The sequence below is a fragment of the Amycolatopsis acidicola genome (assembly GCF_007713735.2).
In the GTDB taxonomy this organism is placed as follows: Bacteria; Actinomycetota; Actinomycetes; order Mycobacteriales; family Pseudonocardiaceae; genus Amycolatopsis_E; species Amycolatopsis_E acidicola.
In genome coordinates, this window is sequence record NZ_VMNW02000165.1 from 1 (window position 1) to 8,971 (window position 8,971).

At 69.9% G+C, this 8,971-nt stretch carries 7 protein-coding genes; all 7 read left to right on the plus strand.

Annotation, left to right across the window (positions count from 1 at the left end; all coding sequences use genetic code 11):
• Positions 1 to 195: 195 nt before the first annotated feature.
• The 7 genes from FPZ12_RS44630 (at position 196) to purH (ending at position 8,849) form a co-directional block, all read left to right on the plus strand.
• Positions 196 to 1,947, plus strand: coding sequence for a hypothetical protein (locus tag FPZ12_RS44630; protein ID WP_144761339.1), 1,752 nt, complete (start codon positions 196 to 198; stop codon positions 1,945 to 1,947).
• A gap of 132 nt (positions 1,948 to 2,079) precedes the next feature.
• Positions 2,080 to 3,249, plus strand: coding sequence for an ADP-forming succinate--CoA ligase subunit beta (gene sucC / locus FPZ12_RS44635; RefSeq protein ID WP_144761342.1), 1,170 nt, complete (start codon positions 2,080 to 2,082; stop codon positions 3,247 to 3,249).
• 4 nt (positions 3,250 to 3,253) lie between these two features.
• Positions 3,254 to 4,144 carry a succinate--CoA ligase subunit alpha gene (gene sucD, locus FPZ12_RS44640; RefSeq protein WP_144761345.1) on the plus strand — a complete coding sequence of 297 codons (891 nt, stop codon included), beginning with the start codon at positions 3,254 to 3,256 and terminating at the stop codon, positions 4,142 to 4,144.
• 201 nt (positions 4,145 to 4,345) lie between these two features.
• The gene (locus tag FPZ12_RS44645; RefSeq protein WP_144761348.1) at positions 4,346 to 5,071 is read left to right on the plus strand and encodes a DUF5336 domain-containing protein; all 726 of its coding nucleotides are present in this window, start codon (positions 4,346 to 4,348) and stop codon (positions 5,069 to 5,071) included.
• 151 nt (positions 5,072 to 5,222) lie between these two features.
• Positions 5,223 to 6,629, plus strand: a complete 1,407-nt coding sequence (locus tag FPZ12_RS44650) for a cell division protein PerM (protein WP_144761351.1) — start codon at positions 5,223 to 5,225, stop codon at positions 6,627 to 6,629.
• 52 nt (positions 6,630 to 6,681) lie between these two features.
• The gene (gene purN, locus FPZ12_RS44655; protein ID WP_144761358.1) at positions 6,682 to 7,299 is read left to right on the plus strand and encodes a phosphoribosylglycinamide formyltransferase; all 618 of its coding nucleotides are present in this window, start codon (positions 6,682 to 6,684) and stop codon (positions 7,297 to 7,299) included.
• A complete protein-coding gene (gene purH, locus FPZ12_RS44660; RefSeq protein ID WP_144761355.1) occupies positions 7,296 to 8,849 on the plus strand; it encodes a bifunctional phosphoribosylaminoimidazolecarboxamide formyltransferase/IMP cyclohydrolase in 1,554 nt (517 codons plus the stop codon). The genes purN and purH overlap by 4 nt, the downstream gene beginning before the upstream one ends.
• Positions 8,850 to 8,971: the final 122 nt, after the last annotated feature.

Consider the following 8,971-nt stretch of genomic DNA (forward strand, 5'->3'; position numbering starts at 1 on the left):
TAAGAGACAGCAAGAGAGCCGACACGCGCCACTTCGCTGCGTGAATCGCCGGTGACGCGTTGCCAGCCTGGGTGCCCCGGCGCGGGTCAGGGCACCGGCCGGGGCACGGGTGCGGGCAGGCGGGCGAGCGGGCGGGTGCCCGTGCGCGCGGACGCGTGCGCGCAGGGCCGGGTTCCTTGCTAGCGTTTCGTGGCAATGACCTGGACTCGCTGGACCCCGGGCGGCCGGCTGGCGCGGACCGATCCGCGGCCACCGGACGCTGTCGAAGGGCAGCCGAACGGCACATTGCTTCCCGCACTCACACTCGGTGGTCTCGCCGCCGTGCTGCTCGCGCTGGGGTCGTCGATCCCGGTGGTGGCCGGTGCTTCCCCGGGATACACGAGTGCGCCCTTGCTGATCGTGCTTGCCGTCCTGCCCTTCGCGCTGGCCTTGTTCTTCCTCGGCCGCGGGCGGCCGGTCGCGGCTGTCGGTGTGTTCGCCGGGGCGGCCGCGCTCGCGCCGGGACGCTTCGTGCTGGACCTGCAGTTCCTGGTCGACCCGTCGTCGGCGGCGAGGCCCGAGCTGTACCGGCCGGAGGTCTTCGAGGTCGCCGCGCCCTCTACCGGGCTGTGGCTGCTTCTCGCCGGGCACGTGGCCACCGCGGCTGCCGGGGTGTTGGCGTTGCGGGCCATCGGGCCGCGCGGGGAGCCTGCCGGGCGCGGTCTGCTGCTCGCGGGCGTGGTCGCGGGAGGCATCGCGGCGATCGGCGTGATGATGGCGCCCTTCTCGACCGATGACGCGTTCCTGCCCGTCGGGAGCGCGTTCGAGAGCACGGGCATCGTGCTCGCCGGGTCGCTGCTGGTGGCGTTCGCGCTCCCGGCCGGGGCCGCGCTGCTCGTCAGCTCTGGCGCGCGCGGCGTCACGCTGGGCGGGCTGCTCGGGCTGGCGCTGGCTGCGCTCGCGATCGGGCTGCCCAACCTCGTGACCGGACTGGCCGTGACGAACGTGTCGCTCACCGCCGGGCCGATCGTCGTGCTGGTCGGCGTCGCGGGGCTGATCCTCGTGGCGTTCCTGCCCGGCGAAGGTCCCGTTGTCGAAGTGGCGGAGGACGAAGCGGGCGAGGCGAGTCTGCCGGGTTCGTCGAAGCTGCGGGTGGCCACAGGCGTGCTGGCACTGCTCACGATGATCGCCGCGATCATCGGTTCGGTCACCGATCAGGTGATCATCGCCGGTGGCCTGTCCGGGCCGGCGAGCCCCTCGCGGTCACTCCTGCTGATTTCCGGACTACTGCTCGGCGTGCTCGGCCTCGCGATGTTCGTCCCGGCCTTCGCTTTGCGGGTCCGGCCCGTGATTTCCGTTGTGTGGGCCGGAGTTCCGCTCGCCGCGACGGCCGTGCTGACCACGGCGATCACGGCCACCGAACTGGGCGCCGGGCTCGAACCGGGCCAGGGCGCCGTCTGGACGGCGGTCGCCGCCGTCGGGGCGATCGCGACGGCGTGCTGCTCCGTCGTGACGGGCATGGTCGAGCGGGACGACAGCGACGACACGGCGGAAGTCGTGCCGGGGCCGAACCTGATGACGCCGCTCGTGGCGGGCGGGATCCTCGCCGTCGGCGGGTTCGGCACGCCCTCGATCGTGGCCCCGGACTACACCGAGCCCGCGCTGTGGTCGAACTTCGGCACCCCCTCGTGGGGGCTGCTCGTCGCGCTACTCACCGTGCTCGGCGCCTGCTTCCTCGCGCCGCGAAGCCGTCCGGGGCAGGCGACCGGACTCCTCGCGGGCGCCACGCTGCTCGCCGTCCTGCGGGTTCTGCAGCTTCCGCTGGCGAGCGGCGAGATCACCGGCTCGCACGCCGGGGTGGGCTGGTGGCTCGCTCTCGGGTGTGTCGTGGCACTCGCGATCGCCGCCGCACTGGCCCCGCGTGGGGCTTTTCACAGCCCGAAAACACGCTCTGGATCCATACGGTGACCGAGTTCACCAGATGCGGCGCCCCGAGCTTCTCCCCAGGTCGCTAGGGTCGTCTCCGTCCGGCAGCATGGTTTGCAAACAGCACGCCCTTGCGCCCAGCACAAATGCGTGTGTCGTCAGGAGACTGGAGTAGTGGACCTCTACGAATACCAGGCGAAGGACCTCTTCGCCGCCCACGGCGTGCCGGTATTGCCCGGCGCCGTTGCGAGCACCCCGGAAGAAGCGCAGGCCGCCGCCGAGAAGATCGGTGGACAGGTCGTCGTCAAGTCTCAGGTCAAGGTCGGGGGCCGCGGCAAAGCCGGCGGCGTCAAGCTGGCCAAGGACCCGGCCGAGGCCAAGGAGAAGGCGGAAGCCATTCTCGGCCTCGACATCAAGGGCCACATCACGCATCGCGTGCTGGTGACCGAGGCGTCCGACATCGCGGAGGAGTACTACTTCTCCTTCCTGCTGGACCGCACCAACCGCACCTTCCTCGCCATGGCCTCGGCCGAAGGCGGCATGGAGATCGAGCAGCTGGCCGTCGAGCGGCCCGACGCGCTCGCCAAGGTGCCGGTCGACGCGATCGCCGGCGTCGACAAGGCGAAGGCGCTGGAGATCCTCACCCAGGGCAACTTCCCCGAGGCCATCCGCGACCAGGCCGCCGAGGCGGTCGTGAAGCTGTGGGAGACCTTCGTGGCCGAGGACGCCACGCTGGTCGAGGTCAACCCGCTGGTCCGCGACCCGCAGGACAAGATCGTCGCCCTCGACGGCAAGGTCACCCTCGACGAGAACGCCGGCTTCCGCCACCCGGACCACGAGGCGCTCGTCGACAAGCAGGCCGAGGACCCGCTGGAGGCCAAGGCCAAGGCGAAGGACCTCAACTACGTCAAGCTCGACGGCGAGGTCGGCATCATCGGCAACGGCGCGGGCCTGGTCATGTCCACCCTGGACGTGGTCGCGTACGCGGGCGAGAAGCACGGCGGCGTGAAGCCGGCGAACTTCCTCGACATCGGCGGCGGCGCCTCCGCGGAGGTCATGGCCGCGGGGCTGGACGTCATCCTCAACGACCCGTCGGTGAAGAGCGTGTTCGTGAACGTCTTCGGCGGGATCACCGCCTGCGACGCGGTCGCGAACGGCATCGTCGAAGCGCTGAAGATCCTGGGCGGCGAGGCCACCAAGCCGTTGGTCGTCCGGCTCGACGGCAACAACGTCGAAGAAGGCCGCAAGATCCTCAACGACGCGAACCACCCGCTGGTCACGCAGGTGGACACCATGGACAACGCGGCTGACAAGGCTGCCGAGCTCGCGGCGGCAGGAGCGTAAGACAATGTCGATCTTCCTTGACTCCAACAGCAAGATCATCGTTCAGGGCATCACCGGGTCCGAGGGCACCAAGCACGCGACCAAGATGCTGCAGGCGGGCTCGAACATCGTCGGCGGCGTGAACGCCCGCAAGGCCGGGCAGACCGTCACCATCGCGGGCAAGGACCTCACCGTGTTCGGCACGGTCGAGGAGGCCATCAAGGAGACCGGCGCCGACGTGTCGGTCATCTTCGTGCCGCCGAAGTTCGCGAAGGACGCGGTCATCGAGGCCATCGACGCCGAGATCCCGCTCGCCGTCGTGATCACCGAGGGCATCCCGGTGCACGACTCCGCCTACTTCTGGGCGCACGCGGTGGCGAAGGGCAACAAGACCCGGATCATCGGGCCGAACTGCCCCGGCGTCATCTCGCCCGGCAAGTCCAACGCGGGCATCATCCCGGCCAACATCACCGGCCCCGGCAAGATCGGCCTGGTGTCGAAGTCCGGCACGCTGACCTACCAGATGATGTACGAGCTGCGGGACATCGGCTTCTCCACCGCGGTCGGCATCGGCGGTGACCCGGTCATCGGCACCACGCACATCGACGCGCTCGAGGCGTTCCAGAACGACGCCGAGACCGAGGTCATCGTGATGATCGGTGAGATCGGTGGCGACGCCGAGGAGCGTGCCGCTGCCTACATCAAGGAGAACGTGACGAAGCCGGTCGTCGGTTACGTCGCGGGCTTCACCGCGCCCGAAGGCAAGACGATGGGCCACGCCGGCGCCATCGTGTCCGGCTCCGCCGGCACCGCGCAGGCGAAGAAGGAGGCCCTCGAGGCCGCCGGTGTCAAGGTCGGCAAGACCCCGACCGAGACGGCCGAGCTGGCCCGGGAGCTGTACAAGAACCTGCACTGAGCCCTGGTTCGAGCCGCAACGGCCGGTCACCCAGCTGGGTGACCGGCCGTTCGCGTTTTCTCACAGCGGGCTGGACGCAACCGTTTCCCCGCCCCGTACGTCGGATAGCCGAGGGGTGGCCTGAGAGTCCTGGTGCGCTAGCGTTTTTCCGGACATAACGGCCACCTACCTTCGGGCAGTAAAACGACAGGAGAGCACGGAATGACCTTCCCCAGCGGTGGGCCGGGCTACCCCCAGCAGGGTGGCGGCGCACAACCCAACCCCCAGGCCCCGGGTACCGGTGGCTTCCCGCAACAGCAGAACCAAGGCGGGCCGAACCTGTCGGCCGTCAATCTGCCCATGGTGCTCACCCTCGTCGTGGCGGTGCTCGGCCTCGTCAACTACTTCATCGGTTTCTCCGACGAGGCGTCCAACTCCGACCAGGCACTGTTGTTCCTGCTCGTCGGCGGTCTGCTCGCCGGGATCTCGCTGATCCCGCGGGCGCCGAGAACCCAGGTCTTCGCCGTCCTGTTCAGCGTTCTCGGTGGCCTGTACGCGATCCTGTCCGTCGTACGGGTGCCTTCGGGCGTGGACACCCCCGGGATCATGACCGTGATCCTGATCCTGGGCATCCTGCAGCTGCTGGTGGCCGTCGCGTCGCTGCTCTTCGAGTACAACCTGATCAAGCTGCCCGTCCCGCAGCAGCAGCAACGGCCGCCGTACGCCCAGCAGCCCTATGGCCAGCCGGGCTTCGGCCAGCAGCAACAGCAGCCGCAGCAGGGGCCGGAGGGCAAGGGCCCGCAGGGCACGCAGTTCACGTCGCCGGTGGCGCCGCAGTCCACCGTCTACGCCCCGCAGGCCGGGCAGTTCTACACGCCGCAGCAGCAGTCGGAATCCGGCCAGCAGCAGCCTCCCGGCACCCCGCCGGGCGGGCTCAACAAGGGCTGACCGAGCTCGTCACCACGGCCACCACCTCGGCTTTCGCGGCCGGAGTGGTGGCCGTTTTTCCTAACGCCTCCGGGTGAGTGTGGCTGGAGCCATGATCGGTGAGCGGCGTGCCTCACCCGGACGGCGCAGCCCGGATGCGAAGGTGCGAGGCATGTCGTTGCTCGCGCCGCAGTCGCGCCCCGGTGAAGGGGTGCGTGAGCCGCGCGATCAGCACGGGCCTTCCGGGACGGCACGGGTGAAGACGCTCGTGGTGGCGATCGCTGGCCCGCTGGTCGCCGGTTACGCCTTCGTCCTCGTGTTGTTCTCGCTGGTCACCCTGCTGGCGGCGCCGTCGCACTTCTCGCTGTCCGGAGTGTTGCGCGCCGCCGGGCCGGGGTTGCTGGCCGCGTACCAGGTGCCGGTCAGCATCAAGGGAAGCCCGCTCGGAGTGCTGCCTCTGCTCGGCACGGCGGTGCTGTGCACGCTCATCGTCAGCTCGGCCGTGTACGCGGCGAAGCGCCTCGGATTGCGGGAACCGGGCCAGGCGGTGAACGTCGTCGCTCCGATGGCGGCCGTGCATTCGCTGGTCGGGGTGACCATCGCGCTCACGGCCACCGGTGTCGGCATCAGCGTCGAACCGCTGCCGGCGTTCCTCGTGCCGGGTTTCGTCGCCGCGCTCTGCGCGACGGCGGGCGTGGCCGACAGGTGCGGTTTTCTCGACGCCGCAAGGAAACACCTCGACCCCATCGCATTGCGCGGGCTGAAGGCGGGCGCGCTGGGGATGGCCGGGTTGCTGGCCGTCGCGGCCACGGTTTTCGCACTCAGCCTCGCCCTTTCCTTCCACACCGCGCGTGACCTGTTCAGCACCAACGCGCCCGGATTCGGCAGCGGCGCGGGGATGTTCCTGCTGTCGCTGGGATATCTGCCCAACGCCGTTGTCTGCGCGCTCGCTTTCGTGGTGGGGCCGGGCTTTTCGCTGGGCTCGGTTTCGGTGGCGGCGTACCAGTTCTCCGGCGGGGCGGTCCCGGGGCTGCCGTTGCTGGCGAGCATGCCGGAGCACAGCGCGCGCTGGTGGCCGGTCCTGATGCTGCTGCCGGCCGCGGTGGGCGGGCTGGTCGGCTGGTATCTGCGCCGCAGTGACGAGGATCCGCTGACGCGGTTGCGCACGGTGGCCATCGCCGGTGCGCTGATCGGGTTCGGTTGTGTGGTGTTGTGCACTCTCGCGGGCGGCAGGCTCGGTGGCGGGCCGTTCAACCCGGTGTCGATCCCGGTCGCGTTGATGTCCGTCGCCGCTTTCGCCTGGATCGTCATCCCCGGCGGACTGGTGGCCTGGCTGGCCGGGCCACGACGTCCCCGCGCGGTCGAACAGGTCGTGCTCGACGAGCCGGAAGTGTCCGTTGACCTCGACGAAGACGGCGAAAGCGAACTCGAGGACGAGGTCGGGGAAGACGTCGTCGACGAGGAGCCGGCCGAGGAGGATCCCGAAGAGCCGGAGCCCGACGAAGACGTCGCGGAAGACGAGGAACCGGACGAAGAAGAGCCGTCGCCCACCTCCGAGGAGCCGGAACAGCCCAGCTAGGCTGGGTGCGACCTAGTCGCGGGGTGAAGGAGAGGCGTTGGAGTCCAGTCGGTTGGACCTGCCCACGCCGGTCAAGGTGGTCGTGCTCGCTTCCGGTTCGGGCACTCTGCTGCAGGCGCTGCTCGACGCGGCCGCCAGGCCGGACTATCCCGCCGAGGTGATCGCCGTCGGCACGGACCGGGACGGCGTCGAAGCACTCGCCAGGGCCGAGCGCGCCGGGGTCGCGCCCTTCACGGTGAAGCTGGCCGACCACCCCGATCGCGCGGCCTGGGACAAGGCGCTGACCGAAGCGGTCGCCGCCTACCGGCCCGATCTGGTGGTGTCGGCGGGTTTCCTGAAAATACTCGGGCCCGCCTTCCTCGCGCGCTTCGAGAACCGGGTGATCAACACGCATCCGGCGCTGCTGCCCTCGTTCCCCGGGATGCACGCGGTCGCCGACGCGCTCGGGATGGCGGTCAAGGTGACCGGCTCCACGGTGCATTTCGTGGACGCCGGCGTGGACACCGGGCCGATCATCGCGCAGGAGGCGGTCGGGGTGGAGACCGAGGACGACGAGTCGACCCTGCACGAGCGGATCAAGGTCGTGGAACGGCGGCTCCTCGTGGATGTGGTGGAGCGGCTGGGCCGAGGCGGTTGCACGGTGGAAGGACGGAAGGTGGTTTTCCGGTGACGGGACGGCGAGCGGTCAAGAGGGCCCTGATCGGTGTATCGGACAAGAAGGGGCTGCTCGAGCTCGGCACCGGCCTGCACGCGGCCGGCGTGGAGATCGTCTCCACCGGCGGCACGGCACGCACGCTGGCCGACGCCGGGGTGCCGGTGACGCCGGTCGAGGAGGTCACCGGGTTCCCGGAGTCCTTCGACGGCCGGGTCAAGACGCTGCACCCGCGGGTGCACGCCGGGCTGCTGGCCGATCGGAGCCGCCCGGAGCACGAGCAGCAGTTGAAGGACCTGGAGATCGCTCCGTTCGACCTGCTCGTGGTGAACCTGTACCCGTTCCGCGAGACCGTGGCGTCCGGGGCGAGCCCCGAAGACTGCGTCGAGAACATCGACATCGGCGGGCCCGCGATGGTCCGCGCGGCGGCGAAGAACCACGGCAGCGTCGCTGTCGTCGTCGACCCCGCCAGCTACGACTGGGTGCTCGAACAGGTCCGCGAAGGCGGCTTCGAGCTCGAAGACCGTAAACGTCTTGCCGCGAAAGCTTTTTCGCACACCGCCGGCTACGACATGGCGGTGTCGGCGTGGTTCGCCAACTCCTACGCCCCTGCCGACGACTCCGGCTTCCCGGACGTCACCGGCGCCACCTGGGAGCGCGGCGAGATCCTGCGCTACGGCGAGAACCCGCACCAGAAGGCCGCGGTGTACAAGCACTGGCGGGACGGGCTGGCGCACGCCGAGCAGCTGCACGGCAAGGCCATGTCCTACAACAACTACGTCGACACCGACGCGGCGCGCCGCACGGCGGCGGACTTCGCCGAGCCCGCGGTGGCGATCATCAAGCACGCCAACCCGTGCGGGATCGCCGTCGGTGCGGACATCGCCGAGGCGCACCGCAAGGCCCACGCCTGCGACCCGGTTTCGGCCTACGGCGGCGTGATCGCCAGCAACCGGCCGGTCACGCTGGCCGCGGCGGAGCAGATCGCGGACGTGTTCACCGAGGTCGTGCTGGCGCCTGCGTTCGACGAGGACGCGCTGGAAGTGTTGCGGCGCAAGAAGAACATCCGCCTGCTGCGGCTCCCCGAGCTGCGCAACCCTGACCCGATCGAGTTCCGCCCCATCTCCGGCGGGATGCTCGTGCAGACCGTCGACCGGATCGACGCCCCCGGCGACGACCCGGCGAGCTGGAAGCTGGCCACCGGCGAAGCGGCGGACGCGGAGACCCTGGCGGACCTGGCGTTCGCGTGGCGTTCGCTGCGCGCGGTCAAGTCGAACGCGATCCTGCTGGCGAACGACCGCGCGACGGTCGGCGTCGGGATGGGGCAGGTCAACCGGGTCGACTCGTCGCGGCTCGCCGTGCGGCGCGCCGGTGAGCGGGCCAAGGGTTCGGTCGCGGCTTCGGACGCGTTCTTCCCGTTCCCGGACGGGCTCGAGGTGCTCCTGGAGGCGGGCGTGCGGGCGGTCGTGCAGCCCGGCGGTTCGATCCGGGACCCGGAGGTCATCGAGGCGGCGGAGAAGGCCGGGGTCACCCTGTACCTGACGGGCACCCGGCACTTCACGCACTAGGTGTACTGGCCCGGGAGGTTGCGAACGTGGGGACACGTAGTCGGATGATCTTGGCGTGAGGGAGGACCTCCGGGTTTGGTGTGGATCACCACAATCTGCACCATGCCACGGAGGTCCTCGTG

Excerpts from the sequence above, each read along its gene's own strand:
- FPZ12_RS44630 (WP_144761339.1), top strand. The coding sequence starts at position 196 with ATGACCTGGACTCGCTGGACCCCGGGCGGCCGGCTGGCGCGGACCGAT.
- sucD (WP_144761345.1), top strand. The coding sequence starts at position 3,254 with ATGTCGATCTTCCTTGACTCCAACAGCAAGATCATCGTTCAGGGCATC.
- FPZ12_RS44645 (WP_144761348.1), top strand. The coding sequence starts at position 4,346 with ATGACCTTCCCCAGCGGTGGGCCGGGCTACCCCCAGCAGGGTGGCGGC.
- FPZ12_RS44650 (WP_144761351.1), top strand. The coding sequence starts at position 5,223 with ATGTCGTTGCTCGCGCCGCAGTCGCGCCCCGGTGAAGGGGTGCGTGAG.